The 19,696-nt window shown below is 48.1% G+C and carries 19 protein-coding genes and 1 tRNA gene; 9 read left to right on the forward strand and 11 right to left on the reverse strand.

Translation table 11 applies throughout. The features are described from left to right. Positions 1-6 precede the first annotated feature (6 nt). Both ACES2G_RS09090 and ACES2G_RS09095 read right to left on the reverse strand, forming a co-directional pair. Entirely contained in the window at positions 7-1,839 is a 1,833-nt protein-coding gene (locus ACES2G_RS09090) for a hypothetical protein (protein WP_374001870.1), read from the reverse strand. A gap of 63 nt (positions 1,840-1,902) precedes the next feature. Then, positions 1,903-2,643 (reverse strand): PilZ domain-containing protein, encoded by a 741-nt coding sequence (locus tag ACES2G_RS09095; protein ID WP_374001871.1) that lies wholly within the window; start codon positions 2,641-2,643, stop codon positions 1,903-1,905. 221 nt (positions 2,644-2,864) lie between these two features. Here ACES2G_RS09095 and ACES2G_RS09100 point away from each other — a divergent pair, with 221 nt between their 5' ends. Then, entirely contained in the window at positions 2,865-3,272 is a 408-nt protein-coding gene (locus tag ACES2G_RS09100; RefSeq protein ID WP_374001872.1) for a hypothetical protein, read from the forward strand. Between the two features lie 83 nt (positions 3,273-3,355). On the opposite strand, the gene ACES2G_RS09105 is transcribed toward ACES2G_RS09100, so the two are convergent. Then, positions 3,356-4,063 carry a murein L,D-transpeptidase family protein gene (locus ACES2G_RS09105; RefSeq protein WP_374001874.1) on the reverse strand — a complete coding sequence of 236 codons (708 nt, stop codon included), beginning with the start codon at positions 4,061-4,063 and terminating at the stop codon, positions 3,356-3,358. 310 nt (positions 4,064-4,373) lie between these two features. On the opposite strand from ACES2G_RS09105, the gene ACES2G_RS09110 reads away from it, so the two are divergent. After that, entirely contained in the window at positions 4,374-4,856 is a 483-nt protein-coding gene (locus ACES2G_RS09110) for a hypothetical protein (RefSeq protein WP_374001875.1), read from the forward strand. Between the two features lie 80 nt (positions 4,857-4,936). Here the strand turns inward: ACES2G_RS09110 and ACES2G_RS09115 are convergent, their stop codons facing one another. Next, complete coding sequence (locus ACES2G_RS09115) at positions 4,937-6,514, reverse strand: hypothetical protein (RefSeq protein WP_374001876.1); 1,578 nt, start codon at positions 6,512-6,514, stop codon at positions 4,937-4,939. Between the two features lie 110 nt (positions 6,515-6,624). On the opposite strand from ACES2G_RS09115, the gene ACES2G_RS09120 reads away from it, so the two are divergent. After that, complete coding sequence (locus ACES2G_RS09120; RefSeq protein ID WP_347356330.1) at positions 6,625-7,689, forward strand: mechanosensitive ion channel family protein; 1,065 nt, start codon at positions 6,625-6,627, stop codon at positions 7,687-7,689. Continuing rightward, positions 7,664-8,446 (forward strand): tRNA 2-thiocytidine(32) synthetase TtcA, encoded by a 783-nt coding sequence (gene ttcA, locus ACES2G_RS09125; RefSeq protein ID WP_347356328.1) that lies wholly within the window; start codon positions 7,664-7,666, stop codon positions 8,444-8,446. Before ACES2G_RS09120 ends, ttcA begins: the two co-directional genes overlap by 26 nt. Here ttcA and ACES2G_RS09130 read toward each other — a convergent pair. After that, a complete protein-coding gene (locus ACES2G_RS09130; protein WP_373999986.1) occupies positions 8,443-9,054 on the reverse strand; it encodes a glutathione S-transferase family protein in 612 nt (203 codons plus the stop codon). The two genes, ttcA and ACES2G_RS09130, sit on opposite strands and share 4 nt — an antisense overlap. A gap of 121 nt (positions 9,055-9,175) precedes the next feature. On the opposite strand from ACES2G_RS09130, the gene ACES2G_RS09135 reads away from it, so the two are divergent. Further along, positions 9,176-9,251, forward strand: a tRNA-Val gene (locus ACES2G_RS09135). Positions 9,252-9,291: 40 nt separating this feature from the next. On the opposite strand, the gene ACES2G_RS09140 is transcribed toward ACES2G_RS09135, so the two are convergent. From ACES2G_RS09140 to ACES2G_RS09155, 4 genes are all read right to left on the reverse strand, one after another. After that, positions 9,292-9,843, reverse strand: a complete 552-nt coding sequence (locus ACES2G_RS09140) for an N-acetyltransferase family protein (RefSeq protein ID WP_373999987.1) — start codon at positions 9,841-9,843, stop codon at positions 9,292-9,294. Between the two features lie 128 nt (positions 9,844-9,971). After that, positions 9,972-10,373: a hypothetical protein gene (locus ACES2G_RS09145; protein WP_347356322.1), complete on the reverse strand. Its 402-nt coding sequence runs from the start codon at positions 10,371-10,373 to the stop codon at positions 9,972-9,974. Between the two features lie 137 nt (positions 10,374-10,510). Beyond that, positions 10,511-11,338 carry an alpha/beta hydrolase gene (locus ACES2G_RS09150; RefSeq protein WP_373999988.1) on the reverse strand — a complete coding sequence of 276 codons (828 nt, stop codon included), beginning with the start codon at positions 11,336-11,338 and terminating at the stop codon, positions 10,511-10,513. A gap of 3 nt (positions 11,339-11,341) precedes the next feature. Then, the gene (locus ACES2G_RS09155) at positions 11,342-12,625 is read right to left on the reverse strand and encodes an acetyl-CoA C-acetyltransferase (RefSeq protein ID WP_373999989.1); all 1,284 of its coding nucleotides are present in this window, start codon (positions 12,623-12,625) and stop codon (positions 11,342-11,344) included. Positions 12,626-12,707: 82 nt separating this feature from the next. On the opposite strand from ACES2G_RS09155, the gene ACES2G_RS09160 reads away from it, so the two are divergent. The 4 genes from ACES2G_RS09160 to ACES2G_RS09175 all read left to right on the forward strand — a co-directional run bounded on the left by ACES2G_RS09160 (position 12,708) and on the right by ACES2G_RS09175 (position 16,890). Then, on the forward strand, positions 12,708-13,268 hold the full coding sequence (locus ACES2G_RS09160; protein ID WP_347356316.1) for a TetR/AcrR family transcriptional regulator: 561 nt from the start codon (positions 12,708-12,710) through the stop codon (positions 13,266-13,268). Positions 13,269-13,464: 196 nt separating this feature from the next. Further along, positions 13,465-15,363, forward strand: a complete 1,899-nt coding sequence (locus ACES2G_RS09165; RefSeq protein WP_373999990.1) for a DUF4105 domain-containing protein — start codon at positions 13,465-13,467, stop codon at positions 15,361-15,363. Then, on the forward strand, positions 15,363-15,752 hold the full coding sequence (locus ACES2G_RS09170; protein WP_373999991.1) for a hypothetical protein: 390 nt from the start codon (positions 15,363-15,365) through the stop codon (positions 15,750-15,752). The genes ACES2G_RS09165 and ACES2G_RS09170 overlap by 1 nt, the downstream gene beginning before the upstream one ends. A gap of 127 nt (positions 15,753-15,879) precedes the next feature. Continuing rightward, positions 15,880-16,890, forward strand: coding sequence for an LLM class flavin-dependent oxidoreductase (locus ACES2G_RS09175; protein ID WP_373999992.1), 1,011 nt, complete (start codon positions 15,880-15,882; stop codon positions 16,888-16,890). On the opposite strand, the gene ACES2G_RS09180 is transcribed toward ACES2G_RS09175, so the two are convergent. Beyond that, the gene (locus ACES2G_RS09180; protein WP_347356309.1) at positions 16,887-18,551 is read right to left on the reverse strand and encodes a substrate-binding domain-containing protein; all 1,665 of its coding nucleotides are present in this window, start codon (positions 18,549-18,551) and stop codon (positions 16,887-16,889) included. The genes ACES2G_RS09175 and ACES2G_RS09180 overlap by 4 nt on opposite strands. Before the next feature lie 213 nt (positions 18,552-18,764). Next, the gene (locus ACES2G_RS09185) at positions 18,765-19,691 is read right to left on the reverse strand and encodes a hypothetical protein (RefSeq protein WP_347356307.1); all 927 of its coding nucleotides are present in this window, start codon (positions 19,689-19,691) and stop codon (positions 18,765-18,767) included. Between the last annotated feature and the right edge of the window lie 5 nt (positions 19,692-19,696).

The following is a 19,696-nucleotide window of genomic DNA, read 5'->3' on the forward strand; positions in this document are numbered from 1 at the left end:
GATTCCTTAACGAACCCCGCCCGCGCGGATGGAACCGTCATTCAGGCTTCCGCCTTCGGATTCCGGAGTCGGAGGCGGCGTTACCACCACCGGCACACAGACATTGTTCACCAGTTGATTCGGAGCCGGGCATGGAGCCGTTGGAGGCGGATCCACTGGAGCCGGAGTCACCGTTGTTGTCGTCGTTGCTGTTGGAGCAGGCGGCGCTACTGGTGGAACATATTCATTTGTATTTTCTTTGGACTTGGATTTGTTCTTGCTGAACAACCACCAGAAGGCACCCAAAGCCAACAAGCCCACACCCACTGGAATGATCCAGTTTTTGTTACGGCACCAGAAACCACAGCTGTCTTCAGCACCTTGGCTCACTTCTGTTTTACCGCCTGGCAAGTCACCTTCGCCACCAGTTTCAATCACAACACAAGTTGGTTGAGAACTGCCTTCTTCCGGTTCAGACTCTTTTGTACCCTCAGGGCATACGCAGCCTTTACCATCGGCACCTGTCGTGGAGCCTGGTTTCTGAGTGGAACAATCGCCAGCCACTGGCCCTGGAGGAGGCAATGGTTCCGGAGCCACAACAAAGGACTGCAACGAGAATGCACGAGTTTTAATTTCGTTACACGCAGACACCTGGTCTTCACGTTGTTTTTGGATATCTTTCAACGGAGCCTGATCACACGCGCCCACGGCGTTCTGAATAAAGGATTCCAGGTCACCCAGATATTTGGAGATCTGATCATACTGTTCCTGGGAAATCTTACCTTCTTCGTTCAGAACCAAATTGATGTCCTGGCCGTTCTTCTTCAGGTAGGATTCGATGATACGTTTTTTATCTTCGCCTTCAGACTTTACATCACCACGACGAAGTGGGGATTTCTGGTTACATACGCGAGTCGCATACTTCACATCAGAACGGCTCACACAGTGAGGAGCGCCAGCCCCATCAAAGCCATAAACCATCGGATTACAAGACACCGCATTGCCAGAGCACATTGCGCCCATGCCCTTCATCTGTCTGCTTAGATCCTCGGCACCACTCTTGGAGCCACCGCAGGAGCCATTTTCGCCGTAAGTGGATTTATAACCCGCTACGATACATGGCTTGCCTGTCAGGCTGGATGCGGCGTAAGCTTCTTCACCGAAGAAGGTCTGATACACCCATTCATACTTGTTGTTGATTTCATTCATGGCCTGAGCGCCATAGATCACCTGATAAACTCTTTGCGCAGCATCCATCGCGCCACGGATACGCACAAAGTATTCAGCTCTTTGACGTGGAGTCAGTTGGTTGAATTCTTTGTATGTCAGACGCAGATTTTTGCTCAAAGGTTTTTGCTTGCCGGTTTTCAAAGCTTTGGCCACAACCGGATCCAACTTCGCCATCTTGCCGGCGATTTTGTTGAAGCTGTTGTAGTTCATAAGTTCTTTACGGCCGAAGGAAACACCATTTACTTTCAAAGGATTTTCTTCATCACCGGTGAAAGTCAAAGTCGTCGTTTGGCCCGCATGAGTCAGCGTCAAACGCACTTGTTCTTTCCCGTCAGATCCTTTGTAGCTGGAAGCTTCCACCGCAGGCATCATTTCATGGCGATTTAGCGCCACCCACTGATCCATCTGACCGCGCAGTTTTTGCGGATAGACGTGACGAACCATTCTGTAGAATTCACCCACAGTCATCTTCTTCGTCGTCAGCCCTGTTTCCTTAAGATACTGGTTGATCAGTTTTCTCTGATCCTGAGCCGCCGCGCCTTGCGCTACAGGAGCCATACACATCGTAAACGCCGATGCACATGCAGCAACACTCTTCATCAATGACTTCGGTTTAAACATCCATCTCATAACGACCTCATGCTTTTGAGTCTTTTCGGTACACATTCTAAATTACTTAACAAGAACCCGGACTTAACCTTGCTTTTCCGGAAGTGTCTCAATCCGAGACTTCAACCAGTCCTGCAAATAGGTCCGATTCCTCCCCGTAAGGTCCTTAAACTTCAGGCGAAGTACATTATCGCGGTATTCCACGACTCGACTTTTGACCTTGATGTTTCGAACCTCAGGAAAAATCACATCCACAAAACGCAGATCCTGCGAACTGTCCAAATCTCTTTGTAGACGAACCCGGGCTCCGCTTAAGGAAACCGACTCTGTGACCCCGCTAAAGATATCCTGAGCAACCACATCCACGGGTGTTCTGAATTCATAGCGAGCCGCCGCCTGAAAGATCCATTGTGCCCGGCGGTCCAAATAGGGAAAACGGAAATAGAAAGCCAGAAGCAGAAAGAACGCCGTAATCAGGCAAGAAATAAATAGCTGCCCGTGAATCAAAGCGCCACTTTGTTCAAACTCTCCATTACCCCAGCGATACAAATTAATAAACAGCACCAACATCAAAGTACCAATTGCCAATGACCAGGTGGCTTTATGAGGACGAAGTAACAAGATCCCCGTCAGAAGCAAAAGCCCCAACCACAGCCAATCCAATGATGTGACGGAACTTAAAGCCAAAGCCCACTGTTGAGGATGCTGCCAACCGACAGCGCCGCCACCCCAAAGACTCAAGAGGATATTTCCCACGGGAGCAAGAATAAAAAGAATCGCCAATAGGTAGATGCCCGTTGGTCTTTTTAATTGCTCGCCTTCCATGAAACCTCCAAAGGTATGTTAAACTAAAGCAACTTGACCGGGAATCATCTCTTGAGGTCTCTAGACCTTAGTTATGAACACAAAAGCTTTAATTCCCATACTATCTGCCGCCCTTCTTGCTACTCTTCTGAGTCCCAATGCCGGAGCCACATCCAGCAGGGTGATTTCCGACTCTTTAGTCGAGAATCTGGGGCTCAGCCCGAGCTTCTGACATTCTGGACATGGTCCGGGGAAGTCGTCCCTATCTGACAACGTATCTGAAGCGGATTGAAGAATCTCCCGTCACCGATTTCAAAGTCTTCACACAGAAGGATTCCACCTGGAGAAACACCTCCCCTCTATGGTCCGCCATGCAGTATGGGTATACGCAGAATTTGGGAGCCGGAAAGTCCCTGTATCGTTCATGGAAAGGCGACATTGAACACTATCAAAAAGAACGCTTCCATGAATTTGCCAAAAACTTAAAACTGGTGATCGGCGATGATGCTCGAAGTGCAAAGAAAAATCGCAACACCCGCGATCAGATTCTGACGAATCTGGAAACCCATCGAATGACCTTGTTGGTTCTGCGTCCCACACGAATGAGCCAGCATGTTGTGATCGCAGCCTGCTTGAGACAGCATTGGTGAAGCACTATAAAACTCAATGTCTTTAAAAGCAAAACCCCCGGATTTCTCCAGGGGTTTTCGGTGTTTTTTTTAAATTTCAACTTTTACTGAGCCTTGCCTGGAATGTTGATATCTTTCAATTCGGGCTCTTGCTTAGCAATGTCTTCAGCCATTTTAAGAGGGTTCGAGGTCGCACCTCGTTCGCGAGCGGGGCAGATTTCCACTTCCGCTTTAACTGGAACCAAGGCGAACAACTCTTCGATCTCCTTATTCGTCACCGCAATACAACCGCGAGTCCAGTTAATGATAGGATGAGCTAGGCCCACAAGTGTTTGCGACGTTTCATCGTTGGGAAGACCATGGATCATAATGTCGCCCCCCGGGCTCAGCTCCTGACCTGTTTTTTTTGACAGCTCTTTGGTGTGCGCAACATCCTCTTGATTTGGGTAAGAGATATGCAGGGCGCGGTGATATTCACTTTGTTTTTTCTTAAAGTCGACAATGTACTTTCCTTCGGGAGTCTTGTTATCGCCTTCTTTGACTTTATCACCATACGGGGAGCGCCCTAGCGCCACGGAGTAGGCTCTTAGCAGAGTGTCTCCATTGAACAAATAAAGCCTCTTACCTTCTTTGGACACCACAATGCGGTTTCCCGAGATCTTCTTTTTCTGCAGATCTGCCACGCTTTCATTGGACAAGTCCACCAACGCCGAGTCTTCGCCAATATAGTCGATGTTTTTACAGTCGTATTTATCCGCCCACGCGGTTTGCGCCAAGCCCAACAAAGTTGCGATCAATACCAAACGTTTCATGAAGACCTCACATCCTCGATAATTTATTCCACAGGCTCCAATCAGCAACTTTAGGGCCGCCCCCGAAAAGCGCTAAAATCCAAGGCACCTGTCCAAGATTTCGACAGCAGCCTATTTTGGGCCTTCAAAGCCTTCCTGCTGCCCCTGTGGCGCCATTCGCTTTTTCGCGGCGAATCTGCCCTAAAGCCAGAGCTATGTCCTGAATTTATCAGCCTGAGTTGAAAGTGCTACTCCACAGGCGAAAATGTTTTGAAAATAGAGGTCGCAAGAGATGGAAAAAGGGGGACGTGTGCATCGAGGATTTAAACTAATGGTTTTCGCTTTTCTTTGTGCGCCGCTATCTGGGTTTGCTAAAGGGGTTGTCTGCCAACCGAATCGCTACAGCACTCACTGGATGGTGTCCGTTCAGGATAAAGAGGTTGTTTTAAAGATCCTGAATCCCATGGGTTATGCCTTCATGCCGCAAATGGAGTCTGTGAGCGAAAGCTCAGTGCCTTTTCTAAAATTACAAAGCCAGGATTTGCGAGGCTTGGGTGATTTTTTTGAATATCGTTGGCCAAGACAAAGCTGCACCGTTTCTGAAAAAGATCCGAGTCTTGTCCGTTGCGAAGGGAAAGTTTTCGCACTGCAAACTGACAATAAAATTCCCTCCTTGGGGTTTACAACGGCGCGCGTGAGTGAAGATTCTTTAAGTGGGCAACAAGAATACCACCGTGTTCGCGCTATCTTTGAAAAGGAAAATATCTATTTTGTGACAGTTCCGACGGCTGTTGAGTATTGCCGGGTTTTTTGACCAAACCCGAGGTCCAATAAAAAAGGCTCTTCCCGTCCGGGAGAGCCTTCATTCAATTTACCCTTTAAAACCAACTGATCCTAACGACGCAGAGAAGAGCAGCTTTGGATGCAGGATTCTCGGGCCATTTTCACCCGTGGAGCCATACACTCAGAGGTCCCCCTGTGACGGATTACTGACAAAGTCCCCAGATTCGGCGTGTAGGTCTTGTTATTCACTTTCGCCAGACACGCATAGTAAGCGTACTTTTCCATGCCTGTTTGCATTTTTGAGCTAGTTGGCAGATACACGCGCGCATCGAAGAAGTTAATGCCCACCCCACCTTTACTTGGGGAACTTTGTGCAACAGTAAAGTCAAACCCTGAAGATTTCACCTTAGAACAATCACTTTCAGTTTTCGCATTGCGGATACCAAAAGGATCGGAGCCTGCTTTGTCGATAATCAGAACGTGACCATAAACCGCCACGATGTCTCCCGCTTTCAACGAGGTCGCCGGAGTCACAGAGATCTTGCTCAAACAAGTCAGACCATTATCCTGAGGCTCCACATAAGAACTGGAACCCCACGCCCAAGAGTCCGATGCTTTCAAAGCACGGCCCGCTTTCAAACGCAAACCTGCCGTAGCCATGGAGGTATAGACGTAACCGGAGCAGTCAATACCCAGAACCTTTGTACCATCGCCGTTATTTTTAAACATATCAATCGGTGAATCCGCAGCCGTGGTGCCATAAGGCTTCCCACCGTAGTCATAAATCAAAGGATTGGATTTAACGTTAAAGCAACCTTCACCATAGCTGGTCACGCTCTTCACGTAAGGATGCGTGCTTTGTACCTGAGACAAGCTGGCAATTTCACGCTTGCTGCCCACACCATCTGAGTGTTTGCCCGTGATCTTGATCCCCTGTAAATCCGGCGTCTGAGCATCCATATCTGGCAGGCTGACACTTTGGCACGTCTGGTATGTTGTTGCAAAAGCCCAACGAGCCCCGAAGACTGCCAAGGATTCCCCGGCGTTCACAGCCTGAGCTTTATGGTAGACATAGTCACGGCTGACTTCTGTCGGTGGCTCTTCCACGACATTGCTGCCTTGACCATCACCGCCTTCATCAGGAGTGGATGGGTTACCGGAAGAGGCATTGTCATTGCTATTATTACCGCTGTCGCCTGACGGACAATTCAGATCAAAGGTTTCAATAGTTTTATTCAAACGGGTGAAGTCCCCGCGAACTTTATCCTGCATGTAGGAGCGGAACACTGTCGAGCGGTCCCCAACGTCGATTGCCGACAAAAGCATCAAAAGCTGCTCGGGTGTTTCCACGCGCTCGCCTTTGGGAGCTTCTTCCAACAAAGATACCACCAATTTTTCAAGATCGGCATTCAAGCGTTCTTGATCTTCCTTGCTCATTTGAGGGTTTTCGTCCGCCAGCTTTTGCACCTGGTCGCGCAGAGCCTGTTTCAAAGCCTCTGCAGAGGGCATTTCTTTTTGCGCAATGAGATGCTCTTTCAAGCCATCCCAAAGCTTCATTTCCAGCTTGGAGTCCTTGCAGGCAATGTCATTTGTAACATTGGAAGCAATATTGTTCATAGCCTCATAACCCTGAGGGGCGCAGGCCGTCATCATCATCCCTAATAGAAGTGTCATTCCGTAGTTTTTCATACGGAACTTATCGGCTGGGTGTCCTCGACAGATTATGGTCAGGAAGAATTTTAGACTCGACTAGACTAAAAAATAGTCACTATAATCAGAGTTCAAGAGGACACAAAAACATGGCAGAAAAGTTTATCAAAATTCAGGCACTCTACGGACTTCTGGAACTTGAGCCTTTTATACTTTTAGGCTGTCTTATTGCCATCACCTGGGTGTTTTATAAGTTCTTCCTGAAGGAAGCTTCCGACGAACGCCACCGCAGTATCCGCAATCACTTCCGCACTTTACTGCGCCACTACATTATTCTGGCCTTTCTATTTTTGACCTTCATCTTCCTGCAGACTTCAGAACCACAACTGGGGCGCCTGGGTAAGTTTATGCCCTATATTGCCTTCCTCACCTTCTTGTGGGGCAATATCGTCTTTGTTAAGACATCCCGTCTGATCGTCCTGCAGTATCTGTTTTTAGGTTCCATGAAGCACGGTGTTCCCCTGCTTCTGGTGAACATTTTCTCGCTGATTCTTTCTATCGTTTTGTTGTTCTGGGGCATCACCCACGTCTTTGGTTTAGAGTTGGGACCTTTGCTGGCCACATCCGCAGCCGCCTCCGTCATTCTGGGTTTGGCTTTGCAGGACACGCTGGGAAATCTGTTTGCCGGAATCTCGTTACAGCTGGATCGCAACTTTGAAATTGGTGACTGGTTGGAAATTACGAGCGGTATTCAGAAAGCCACGGGTCAGGTACGAGAGATCACTTGGCGCTCCACCACGCTGGTGGGTTTTTCTGACGAACTGATCACATTCCCCAACCGCTTTATGGCCAATGCGCAGATTTCCAATTTCTCGCCGCCAGAAAATCCCATTGTCCGCCGCCAGATCTTCCGCCTGGCTTACGGAGAAAACATTGAACTGGCCAAGCAGACTCTGGAACGCACGGTCGCTGGCATTGGTGAAATTAGAGGCATCCCGGCTCCGTGGGCCTATGTCAGTGATGCCAATGAAAATTGGGTGGAGCTGAAAATTATCTACTTTATTGATAATTACGGTTCTCAGTTCAATATCGGCGACAAGGTCTATGTGCGCGGTATCGAGGCGTTGAAGGGTCAGGGCTTGAAATTAGCTCGACAAGTCATTGAGCTATCGGATAAAACTGCGGGCCATGACAACACAACCAGTCAACTTTGAACATCCCTTAGCGATTAAAATCCGCAAGCAGATCGTGCAGGCGCTGAACGACTTCAACATGATTGAAGACGGCGACAAAATCATGGTCTGCGTTTCTGGTGGCAAGGATTCCAGCGTTCTTTTGGCTCTTTTGACCGAGATCCAAAGACGCTCTGAGCGTAAATTTCAAATTGAAGCTGGCATTCTGGATCAAAAACAACCAGGATTCGATGCCACTCAGTTCAAGCTGTGGGTGGAAAGCCTGGGCGTGAAGTTGCATGTCATTGAAAAAGACACCTATTCAATTGTGAAAGAAAAAGTTCAGGGTGGGACCTTCTGTTCTTTGTGCTCGCGTCTGCGCCGAGCGATTCTTTATGATTTTGCCCATAACAATGACTTTACCAAACTGGCTTTGGGGCATCACCGCGATGATGTCGTTCATACAGCTTTATTGAACTTGTTCTACGTGGGAACGACGGCCAGTATGCCGCCCAAACTGAAATCCGATGACGAACGCAATATTCTTCTGCGTCCCCTGTGCTATGTTTCCGAAAGAGACATCGAAGAGCTGGCTGCGGCCTGGGCCTTCCCGGTAATTCCGTGCAACCTGTGTGGATCTCAGGACGGACTTAAACGTCAGCGCGTGAAGCGTCTGGTTCGGGATCTTGAAAAAGAAATCCCGAACATCTATGCATCTATTCAGACAGCGATGTCGAATGTGAAGCCCAGTCAGTTGATGGATCAAGAACTCTGGGACTTCAAAAATCTGAAAACTTAAACCATGGCCTTTTGAATGGCTGGGCGGTCTGCCAAGCGTGCTGCCCAGGCCTTGATCCCCTTTTTATCCTCGAACCATTTTGGCTGACCGTGAATAAAGCCCGCAATCCATGGGTAGGTGGCAATGTCGGCAATGGTGTATTCAGATCCCGCCAGATAGTCACTGTCAGTGAGCTGAATTTCCATAACACTCAAGAGCCTTAGAGCCTCTTTTTCAAAACGCTCAATAAACCCCGGGTTGTGCGGTTTTAGAGTGTGCAAACCATAATAGTAATTTCCAAAGATAGGTCCGATGGCTGACATCTGGAACATCACCCATTGCATGGCATGAGTCTTTTCGGTCAGATTTTTTCCTATAAATTTTCCGTACTTTTCGGCCAGATAAAACAGGATCGCGCCACTTTCAAAAACAGTGGTCTTACCTTCAGGACCTTCCGTGTCCACGATCGTGGGGATTTTTCCATTCGGATTCATCGCCAGGAACTCAGGGCGCTTTTGTTCAAGATCTTTCAAATTGATTTTGTGTTCGTTGTACTTAAGCCCCAATTCTTCAAGCATGATTGCGACTTTTCGGCCATTCGGAGTGGAGGCGGTATAAAATTCGATCATTCGGGTCTCCTTTGCGGACTGAACCCCAGAGCATAGGCCCATATTTCAGAAAACGGGACCCTTGACCATGCGCATCCTTGATTGCCGCATCCGCACAATTCAGATAGATTTTTTGAATCGTGCGGATATAGCGTAGTTGGTAGCGCGCTTCCTTGACATGGAAGAGGTCACTGGTTCAAGTCCAGTTATTCGCACCATTTTTTTCTCTTCTTTTTTATTGGCTCTCTTACTCAGCGACTAAACTTCCAAATACATTGTCAGATTATCAGAGACTTCCCCCGACGGCAGAATAAAAGCGTTTGGAAATACCCCCGCTTTTTTGAAGCCCAGTTTCTCATAAAGCTTCAACGCCGAGTGGTTATTCAACATCACATCCAGTTCGATGATCTGAATTCCAGCAAAGCTCTTCATGTTATCCAGCAAAACTTCCATCAGCTTTTGCCCCAAACCACAGCCCCGGAACTCGCTCAGAATAGAAATGCCCAAGCCTGCTCGATGCCGCCGCTTCACATCCTTGTAACTGCGCCCATCACACAAACCAATCATGCGTCCCTCGCTAAAGACAGCCAAAATTACTGCCGCATCACTGGCAGCACTTTCCTGGAACCATTTGATTTGCCCATCCACAGTCTTTTGTCTGACACTTTCAGGAGTCATAAGAATATAGGGGCTCTCAGCCGAAAGAACGAGCATCATATCCAAAGTTGCCTGAGCCTCGTCTTCACGTGGCGTTCTGATTTCAAACTGCAGATTGTTCTTAGATATAAATGTGACTGATGACTGTATCATTGATGACCTCTTGACTGCTTTTAAGTTTACACCAGCAAAAGCAGCCAGGTCATATCCAATATAATTATCCATGATATAAGGAAGACTCCAGTTCCAGAACGGAACTGGAGAATTTGAAAGAAATGAAACTATTTGCAGGAGACCTGGAAAACCACATTCTGTGCAGCGAACAGAACATCATAACGATCTTCTTGAGAGTTATAATTCATCGTTAGACGACCGGCATTCAGATAAGCTCCACCAAAAACAGCTTCCAGGTCGCTGACAGAGACAATCGCATCAACCTGTCCCGCAGCCAACTTCTTGGACAAAAGACCTTCCGAGAAATGAGAGTTCACGTAAGTCGTCGAAGTTTCTCCATCCATTGCATAGACGATAACGGATAATTTTTCCTGGCCGTTATCTAAAGACTCCACCTTGATGTCCATGTCAGCAATATCACCCATACGACAGATCAGGGTCTTGCTGCTGGCATTGGCAGCTACAGACATCAAACTCATCACAACCAGGATCAGGGCCTTTTTCATCATAAAGTCTCCGTTTCAAATGATAAACGCGACTACAATAAACCAGCCTCTGGGGGTTCTCCGAATTATTTGATTTTAAGGTGTCACGACTGTGTAAGAACTGCCTAAGGTGTAAAGGAACTCAACACTCCGAATGCAGGCTATTTCGAAATAAACTCGGCGACTTTACCAGTGACAACCGCGTCTTTCAGGATACGCCGATGCCCCAATCCTTGAGTCGCCAAAAGTTCCGCCTGAGGCCAGGCTTCCTGTATCTCTAAAGCGGCTTTATAACGAACCTCTTTGTCGCCCTCATCGTGAACAACAAGAACAGGAATATTCAACTCGCTGCCGATACGCCCGACGTTCATTTCTGAAGCCGGCATTCCGACCTTCATCTCCAAACTGCGCAAAAAGTGTCTTTGCGATAGCGAGGTTAAGCCGATGAATTTCAGATAATTGTTCACCACGATCTCATAGCGCGAAGGCCCCGCCACCAGCACCAGCTTTTCTGCCTTCATTCCTCTGCGAACAGCCAACACAGAGCATCCCGCGCCAAAGGAATGAGCCACCACAGCTTTAAACGGCCCCAAAGCCTGCTGGGCCTCAATCATAAAGCGGGCATAGTCCCCAACATTGGTTCGGATCCCTTCCGAAGCCCCATGAGCTGGTCCATCCACCGCAACAACGCGGAAGCCTTTTTCAACCAAGGGTTGCGCAAAAGCCCCCATCTGAGTTCCCCGCCCACTCCAGCCATGCACAAGCAAGACTATGGGGCGATCAGATTGCCCCCATGTGTAGGCGGCAATTCCCCCAGGTAAAGTCATTTTCTGTGACGACTGATAGAACCCCTCTTCAGAAGGCGGACGTGGCACTCGGGACGGAGTTAAGAATAAATCCTCCGCCCACAAAGCCGTTTGGTGTGGCAGTACCAAGGAAAGATACCGCCATGAACCGATCCACATTTTCTGCATCAGGGACATTTTCATAAATTACGGTCTTTCAACAATGGCTGTGACACCCATCCCACCTGCTGTACAGATGGAGATCAGACCACGGCCCGAGCCTTTTTCAACAAGCATTTTCGCCAAACTTGCCAGAATTCTTCCGCCCGTCGCCGCAAAAGGATGTCCTAAAGCCAAGCTTCCACCTTTGACATTCATCTTGGTGCGATCAATCGAACCCAAAGCCTTTTCTTCACCCAGTTTGCGACAGTATTCATCCGATTCCCACGCTTTGAGTGTGCAAAGAACCTGACCGGCAAAGGCCTCGTGAATTTCATAGAAATCAAAATCCTGAAGTTTCAGATTATTTCTTTTCAACATGCGAGCGACGGCATGCGCTGGCGCCATCAAAAGCCCTTCGCCATTGACATAGTCCACGGCCGCATATTCCGCGTCCACCAAATAGGCCAACACAGGCAGATCATGCTTTTTCGCAAAGTCTTCGCTGCCCAAAAGAACTGCCGAAGCCCCATCCGTCAAAGGCGTGCTATTTCCCGCTGTTAAAGTTCCTGTGCCGCTGAAATCAAATGCCGGTTTTAGTTTCGCCAGTTTCTCTATGGTTGTATCAGCACGGACAAAGGTATCCTTAGCAAGACCTTTAAAATCAAATACCAGATCTTTATAGAATCCTGCCTCATAAGCCTTCGCTGCATTTTGATGACTGTGATATGCCAGTTCATCCTGAGCTTCACGACTGATCATCCAGTCTTTCACCATCATCTCGCAATGCTGTCCCATTGAGAGTCCTGTGCGTGGCTCCTGCACATTGGGGAAGCGGGGTTTTAGGTAGCTCAGTTTTAATTCAGAGAATTTCTTCAAACGCGCTGACAGGGATTTTTCCTTCTGTGCTTCCATCATGATCCAGGAAAACTCATGCGGCAAAACACCCGCGATATCACTGTTGGTGTCCGTCCCGCCTGCAATCCCGCTTTCAATCTGACCGGCTGCGATCTTCAAAGCAATCTGAGCGGCTGTTTCCAGACCCGTACCACAAGCTCTTTGCACATCATATCCCGGAGTGTGTGGGTCCAGCCCTGCCCCTAACAAGGATTCACGGGACAAGTTCCAGTCAGAGGCGTTTTTCATCACCGCCCCCAAGGCCACATCCCCCAGACGCGCTCCGCGAAGATTGGTCTTATCCACCAGATTTTTCAGGGTAGCTGTCATCAGTTCCCGATTGGACGTGCGGGAATAGTTCGTAAAGGATTTTGTAAAGGGCGTACGAGATCCTGCCAGAATTGCCACGGGTCGAAGTGTCTTATTGCGAGTCATATCTACCTTTCCTTTTTTCTTGCTACCTACCTACCGATAGGTAGATAATAAAACGAAGTCAAATGCAAAGCAAGGACTGAGAATGGACACAAGAACACGCGCCCTGGACCTCGCCCGTCATTACCTGCAAACCCTTGGTTTTAATGGGTTTAGCTTTCAAACGGTAGCTGACGCTCTGGGTATTCGTAAAGCGAGTCTTCATTACTATTTTGCATCAAAAGAAGATCTGGGCATGGCCCTGATTCAGGATTATCGCACGCACTATGAAAACTGGGCCCGAAAAAATGCCTCACTGCCCGCCCTGGAAAAACTGGAACTGCTTTTTGTGATGTTTAATAAGATTGCCACAGATGAACACAAAATCTGCCCCGTGGGAGTTCTGACCGCAGACTTCAACAGCCTTTCCAAGCCGCTCAAGAAAAAGATTTTGGAGTTTCATCTGGGACAGCGTGCCTGGCTTATCCGAACTTTCAAAGAGGGCATCGAACAAAAAACTTTGCGTAAAGATCTGGATATCGAAGCCACCGCCGAACTGTTTCTGTCGAGCATTCAAGGCGGACTTCTTATGGCTCGATTGCGCAACGACCCCAAGGTCTTTAAAGATCTGTGCAAGAATTTGCTAAAGAATATCTCTGCACCGTAACGTCGCAGAACATTTCACACAGCTCATAGTTTCTCGAATTTTTCTGGATCTTAACTCCCTATTCTCAATTTTTCCTGCTAGGACTCCACTGGCATCAGGCTTGCTTTAAAGACTCCGTTCAATCTTTTTGGAGTCATTGTGCAACCACGAAGAATGCCGTCGTGACGACGTTTTTCGTAGCGGGAAGAGTGTGATTATGAAATACAGCTCTATATTGGTTTTTATCGGCTCAGTTCTTTCTTTTAGCTCTGGCGGGGCTGCGTCACTAAAGCCGGTCTCTGAGGTCAATACGACACTGATCCGCGAATTTCTTGCAAAAACAGAAATGCGCTTGCCACCGCAAGTTCTTAAATTCGTGGGGTCACAAAACATCGCATTCAAGGACATGAAAGGATTCCCTGACTCTTTATGCTCCAAAGATGTGGACTATAAAGAGCTGGTTAAAACGGACTTCTTAAGACTTCGCAAGCGCATCTATTTAAACAAATCCTTCCTGCCTTATTTGAATGGCTCGAACAAAAACTCCTTGTGCAGCAATCAAAGCATGCAGGATCTGGCAGCCAAAGCTCTGATCTTCCAAATCGCCCGCCTTTATGACACGTCTAACGAACACTGGGACAACTCTGCCGACAAGCAGGAAATTTCCAGTTGCGATTTCCAGTACCGCGAACAGCGTAGCGGCATGTCCACGATTTGTGATTACTATCTGAACAGCTCTTATCGGGTTTCCGGATCCCCTTCTTATAAAAATCTGTCGGACTATAAGGGCAATCGCATTCGCAGTAAAAACGAACTTTCACTTCGCCTTGGCAACACACACGAACTGGATTCTCCAGACGAACATTTTGCGTATAACTTTACCCAGTTCCTGACGGACCCGAGCTATCGCTGCCGTAAGCCTTCTTTCCACACTTTCTTCCAAAGACTTTCCAACTTTACCGCCTTCAGCGATACTTCCTGCGCCCCGGTCAGTCACTTGTACACAAGTACCGGGGGATGGAAAATCGATGTGGACCCTAAAAAAGTTTACGAAGTCCATTTCCTGTTCGCCTCAAAGGGTGAAGAACTGATGAGCCGCTGGGGACATTCGATGCTGCGCCTGGTGGTCTGCGCCCCGACCCGCAAAACGGTCGGACCTGAATGCTTGGCCGACGTGGCCTTCCACGTGGTGCTGAGCTATCGTGCCAATGTGGATGACGTGATCGTCAATTACTGGGATGGACTGACCGGGAAATATCCGTCTCAGATTATGACTTTCTCAATGAATGAAGTCGTGGATGAATACACCCGTGGACAGTGGCGCGATCTAATCAGCTTGCCGCTCAAGCTGAACGATTATGAAAAGAAGATTCTGGTTGAAAATGCATTGGAACACTATTGGTCCTATGCCGGGGACTATAAGTTCTTAAGCAACAACTGTGCTTCTGAAACGGATCAACTGATGCGAGCGGCGCTGCCTAAGTCTCATCCCTATCAGGACACCTATGCAGCCAGTCCGAAGAAGGTTTATAGCAATCTTTCCCTTTATAAGTTGATTGATGTGTCTCTGCTGAAAGATGAAAAAGAAGCCCGACGGAAAAGCTACTTTTTCCCAAGTCAGAAAGAGTCCCTGGACAAAGCATTCAATCACTTGAAGCATTATTATAGGGGCTATCGTGATGTGACAGAGTGGGCGCAATACTCCCGTGCTGCAGACCGTACACGCATCTATGAAAAACTGGAATCCTTTGAAGATATTGGCAACGCTTATATTCTGGAAAAGTACGCAAATCTGACTCAGCAAATCGCTCAGGGAAAACTGATCAGCCGCCTTCTGCAGGGTGAAAACCGGGAGGCAGAATTCAATCAAGTGATTGCCGGCATCAACCAAAGCGCACAGAAGCGCCTGCCTTGGTATCTGGCGCAAGGTGGTTACGGTATCCCCGTGGCCTCGGAAGTGGTTTCTGACGAAGAAGCCCAGAACCGCCTGGAGGAAGCCATCAAGTGGGGCTCGTCCTACAAACAACTTATTTTAAGAAAGTTCCCTGACATTGATCAGGAACTAACGACTATCAAATCAAACCTAGAACTACTAACTAACCGCAGGAGGTTTTAATGAAAAAACTAGTACTGGTAGCTTTGTTGATCGCAGGCATTGGCATGGAGTCCGCAATGGCACGTCCACACCACAGACCTGAACACAGACCGGGCCATGGTGGCCACAGAAATGGCGACTTCGGTGATGGCGTCCTTGCCGGACTTTTGCTGTCCACAGCGTCTTTGTTCATGAGTGATATCACAGCCAATCATTCCCAAGCTGTGTACTTACACGCCGATCAGGATGCCGCAACCTATCTGGCTGAAGGTGGCGAACCCACTCCAGCTTTGGCGCAGGCTATGAACTATGAACGCGACTTCCTGGCGCGCGCTGAAGTTCAAGGTTCTGACAGCCTTTCTGACCAAGAAGTGGCTTACCTTGTTATGAGAAGAGCAGAGAGTCTTTAGGACTTTCTGCTTCAGATCACTTAGAGGGGACTTAATCATAGGTCCCCTTTTTTTTATCCAAACCCGAGGCCTCTTTGCATTCCACTATCTGTTTGGCGTTCCTGAAAAATGGGTCTATAATGTGCCTATGACAGATACAAAACAATTCTCCGACATCAAAATCTCTGTTTTAGATCTTGCACCTATTGCACAAGGAAAGACCATCGCTGATTCTTTTCGCAACACCTTGGATCTGGCTCAACATGCAGAAAAATGGGGTTACAACCGTTACTGGATGGCGGAACATCACAATCTTGATGGCATTGCCAGCTCTGCCACGTCCGTTTTAATCGGCTATGTCGCCGGCGGAACGAAAAGCATCCGTGTCGGTTCTGGTGGCGTGATGCTGCCCAATCATGCCCCTCTGGTTATTGCAGAACAATTTGGAACGCTGGGCACTCTCTATCCTGATCGTATTGATTTGGGCCTGGGGCGAGCCCCCGGGACAGATCGCCTGACCATGCACGCTTTACGTCGCGACATGAGTGGTGGAGGAAACAACTTCCCCGATGATGTGCGAGAACTCATGGACTATCTGGCCCCATCAGCAGGACATGAACGTGTACGAGCCATTCCTGGCGCGGGAGTCGATGTGCCCGTGTGGCTCTTGGGTTCAAGTCTTTACAGTGCTCAACTAGCAGCGGTCATGGGACTTCCCTATTCTTTTGCCGGGCATTTTGCTCCGGAACAAATGATGGAAGCGATACATGTGTATCGCTCGGGCTTTCAGGCCTCAAGATATTTGAAAAAGCCTTATGTCATGATTGGTCTGCAAGTGGTCGCTGCTGATTCTCAGGTTGAAGCCGAACTGCTGGCAACCACACTGTATCAACGCTTTCTCGGAATCATCCGCAACCAGCGGGTCAATCTGCTGCCACCCACCGATAACATGGATGCGGTCTGGAGACCCGGTGAAAAAGAGCTGGTTCTGGGGAAACTTAGCAATGCGATCATCGGCGACAAGGATCGCGTGCGACAGGGGTTGCTGGATTTTATCAACACGACTCAGGCTGATGAACTGATGATTCTTTCAGATATGTATGAACATCGCGATCGCCTGCATTCCTTTGAATTGATCTCGGAGATTCATAAAGGCTAATCGTGCGCCAAGAGGTGCCAGTCCTTCAGACTGTAGCGCCCCAGAATTTTTTCAAGTTCCCCGGTGCTTCTGGCGCGCAGAAACCAGTTGTTCAGATGCTGGGGGACAGAGCCAAATTCAGGTTCTTTGGGAATACTGACCATGACCAAAGAACTAAACCCCGCCACTGAGGTGGGAATCAGCTTTAAACTGACCCCCGCTTTACGCCCCATCGAATAACTGAGAAGGTTATAGTCCCCTAACGCCAGATCCACCCGTCGATCCGTCAGCATCTTAACCATGCGATCCACGACATCAGAACCGGTCAACTTGATCACTTTACTGGAACGACTTGCAGATAAAAAATCCGGTCCCTCGCCACTGCCGACATCCGCAAAAACCACTTTGCGTGACACGAGCTCGTCTGCATCAATCAGGGATTCTTTGAAGTTGCCCGGAACCAACGCACCTAAATAACTCATCCCCAGCGAGGGACCGACAATACGAATATCCGGCAGATAACGAACCAAATAAGACGGCACAATAACATAGTTGAATTTGCGCGCCTGCAAACTGGCCACCGCACGAGTGTTCGAAATGCTTTCTATCTGCAGAATAAATCCTTGCTCTAACGACACTTCTTTTAAAATGTCGTATATATAGCCACCCCACACGCCGGGACCTTTTTCACAAAGATAGGGACAAAGCGGGGCCGCCCCAATCTTCACAATCAAACGATTCAAAGAACTGCGAGATCCCGCAGATTTTTTTACCACAACGGACTTCGGGGAAATCTGCAGAGCTTTCTGCACTGAAGTCGGTCGTCCCATCCAACCTGGATAGTCTTTAAATGTTTGCAAGGTCACTGGAAAGGTCGGAACCAGAACTTTAGGGGCAATCCGGCTTTTTTGCAGGTAGGAGATCAATGCCCGAGCCGTTTCTCGTCCTAATTCCGCACAGAACTGAGCAGAGTCAATAATCGTCAAACGTTTGTTTTTGATATTCTCAACAGACTCAGGATCACCATCAAAGGTTGCATGCTTGATCTCAGTGCGTTTTTTTTCCCAAAGATATTTCACAATGGAAATGCCGCCGCCGTCATTCACGGTCAGGATCAGATCAACACTTCCTTTATCCGGAAAATCCTTCAGGAACTGTCTGGCTGCAACATCACCAGAACTCGGGTCAACAGCCTCATATCTTTTAAGGACTTTAAAATTGCGATCATGAGATCTTAACGCATCAAAAAAACCATCAACCCGATCCATTGTCGAAGAAACCCGCGGATATTCGAACACTACGACACGGATCATCTTCCCTTTTTCAAAGGTCTTGTCTATATAGTCGCCGTTATCCCGGCCACCTTGATAGTTATCACTGGAAAGAAAAGAAGCCAGGTTCCCATTTACGATGTACTGATCATAGGCAATAACGGGAATACCTTTGATGTTGGCCTGCTGAAGACCCCTGGCCAGGGCTGAGTTGTCAGTAGGTTGAATCACAATCACATGGGGGTTGCCTTTTAAAGCCTCGTCCATCTGTAAAGTCTGATTCAAAACTCCGCGACGACCTTCTCCGGCCACATAACTTTGCAAATTTATTTTATCAGCACCTAAAGAATTGAATTTCTGAACTTCTTCTTCAAATCCCTTGCGCATGGCCACTTGGCCCTCAATTTTCATGCTCCAATATAAAACTGGAACATTCCACGTAGTTGCTGCAACTGAAGACTGAAGGAAAAGAATAACTGAAAGAAAGGCAAAAAAATGGATTCCCACGGAATGGATTATACCCAAGTAGAACGCCGACTCCAAACAAGCAATCCAGGATTACTATCTGTTAATCTTCAATCAGCGTTCCACATTTTTCCAGGAATAATTTAGGAACAGAATAATTTAATACAACTCAACACGATCATTTTCCCGGAAACCTGAACCTGAGTGAATCACGGCAATAGCTCCGTCGTTACCAAAATAACTGATCACTTCCAAAGTCCCCTTCAAGCGCCCGGGAACACGGCCAATATGACCGCCACTTTCAGGGTCATAGATGTCGTCTCCATCCTCGGTGACCTTCAATAAATCCCCCACCTGGATACCAGAAATCCTGCCGACGTTCAGGTATATACGATCCCCGTTAATTGCCGCAACACGACCTTCCCAGGTAACCTTATCCAAAGACGCCAAAACTTGCGGAGTAAAATCCAGGAAGGCATCTTTCACGATCACTGTGATCATCTCAGGGTTGTTCGCCAGAAACTTATCTGTCTCTACACGCTCCCCAACACGCACACCTTGTTCCTCAACAGTGACAGTCTTAATCGTATTAAAAACTTCACGCCCCGCACGTCCGGTTACAACACGAACTTGCGCCACAACCTCAAAAGCCGTTGTCAGATGACGAACAACCCCGACGTTGTCTGCTTTGCGTTTAATGCGAATGTCGATGATCTTTCCTTCAAGAACAGTACTTACACCCAAGACTTGAGCCTCTTTGGCAATATCCTGAAGTTTGTACTGACCATTTTGAATATTCTTGGCCAGATCTATTTTCAACTCACGACTGTCCAAAGCAATCACTTCACCCGTGCGGTTTAAATCCGCGATGAAGGCGCTACGAGCCTGATCACGTAACTCCTGAGGTCTTTTATCCCCTGCATCCAAAAAAGGAAGAACCATAATGCGCTTACGAGGTGCCGAATCATCACGGCGGGCCTCATAGTTCACATCTTTGATTTCACGACGCATGGTCGGATTGGTGCGATCCAAAGTCGTGCAGGCACCCAAACAAAGTACAACAACTGCCAACAATAAACTCTTCACAACCA

It is taken from the genome of Bdellovibrio bacteriovorus (assembly GCF_041888015.1).
GTDB lineage: Bacteria > Bdellovibrionota > Bdellovibrionia > Bdellovibrionales > Bdellovibrionaceae > Bdellovibrio.

Excerpts from the sequence above, each read along its gene's own strand:
- ACES2G_RS09115 (WP_374001876.1), bottom strand. The coding sequence starts at position 6,514 with ATGAAAAACTACGGAATGACACTTCTATTAGGGATGATGATGACGGCC.
- ACES2G_RS09150 (WP_373999988.1), bottom strand. The coding sequence starts at position 11,338 with ATGAAAATGTCCCTGATGCAGAAAATGTGGATCGGTTCATGGCGGTAT.
- ttcA (WP_347356328.1), top strand. The coding sequence starts at position 7,664 with ATGACAACACAACCAGTCAACTTTGAACATCCCTTAGCGATTAAAATC.
- ACES2G_RS09170 (WP_373999991.1), top strand. The coding sequence starts at position 15,363 with ATGAAAAAACTAGTACTGGTAGCTTTGTTGATCGCAGGCATTGGCATG.
- ACES2G_RS09175 (WP_373999992.1), top strand. The coding sequence starts at position 15,880 with ATGACAGATACAAAACAATTCTCCGACATCAAAATCTCTGTTTTAGAT.
- ACES2G_RS09180 (WP_347356309.1), bottom strand. The coding sequence starts at position 18,551 with ATGAAAATTGAGGGCCAAGTGGCCATGCGCAAGGGATTTGAAGAAGAA.
- ACES2G_RS09100 (WP_374001872.1), top strand. The coding sequence starts at position 2,865 with ATGGTCCGGGGAAGTCGTCCCTATCTGACAACGTATCTGAAGCGGATT.
- ACES2G_RS09160 (WP_347356316.1), top strand. The coding sequence starts at position 12,708 with ATGGACACAAGAACACGCGCCCTGGACCTCGCCCGTCATTACCTGCAA.
- ACES2G_RS09145 (WP_347356322.1), bottom strand. The coding sequence starts at position 10,373 with ATGATGAAAAAGGCCCTGATCCTGGTTGTGATGAGTTTGATGTCTGTA.
- ACES2G_RS09165 (WP_373999990.1), top strand. The coding sequence starts at position 13,465 with ATGAAATACAGCTCTATATTGGTTTTTATCGGCTCAGTTCTTTCTTTT.
- ACES2G_RS09120 (WP_347356330.1), top strand. The coding sequence starts at position 6,625 with ATGGCAGAAAAGTTTATCAAAATTCAGGCACTCTACGGACTTCTGGAA.
- ACES2G_RS09110 (WP_374001875.1), top strand. The coding sequence starts at position 4,374 with ATGGTTTTCGCTTTTCTTTGTGCGCCGCTATCTGGGTTTGCTAAAGGG.
- ACES2G_RS09140 (WP_373999987.1), bottom strand. The coding sequence starts at position 9,843 with ATGATACAGTCATCAGTCACATTTATATCTAAGAACAATCTGCAGTTT.
- ACES2G_RS09095 (WP_374001871.1), bottom strand. The coding sequence starts at position 2,643 with ATGGAAGGCGAGCAATTAAAAAGACCAACGGGCATCTACCTATTGGCG.
- ACES2G_RS09090 (WP_374001870.1), bottom strand. The coding sequence starts at position 1,839 with ATGAGATGGATGTTTAAACCGAAGTCATTGATGAAGAGTGTTGCTGCA.
- ACES2G_RS09105 (WP_374001874.1), bottom strand. The coding sequence starts at position 4,063 with ATGAAACGTTTGGTATTGATCGCAACTTTGTTGGGCTTGGCGCAAACC.
- ACES2G_RS09155 (WP_373999989.1), bottom strand. The coding sequence starts at position 12,625 with ATGACTCGCAATAAGACACTTCGACCCGTGGCAATTCTGGCAGGATCT.
- ACES2G_RS09130 (WP_373999986.1), bottom strand. The coding sequence starts at position 9,054 with ATGATCGAATTTTATACCGCCTCCACTCCGAATGGCCGAAAAGTCGCA.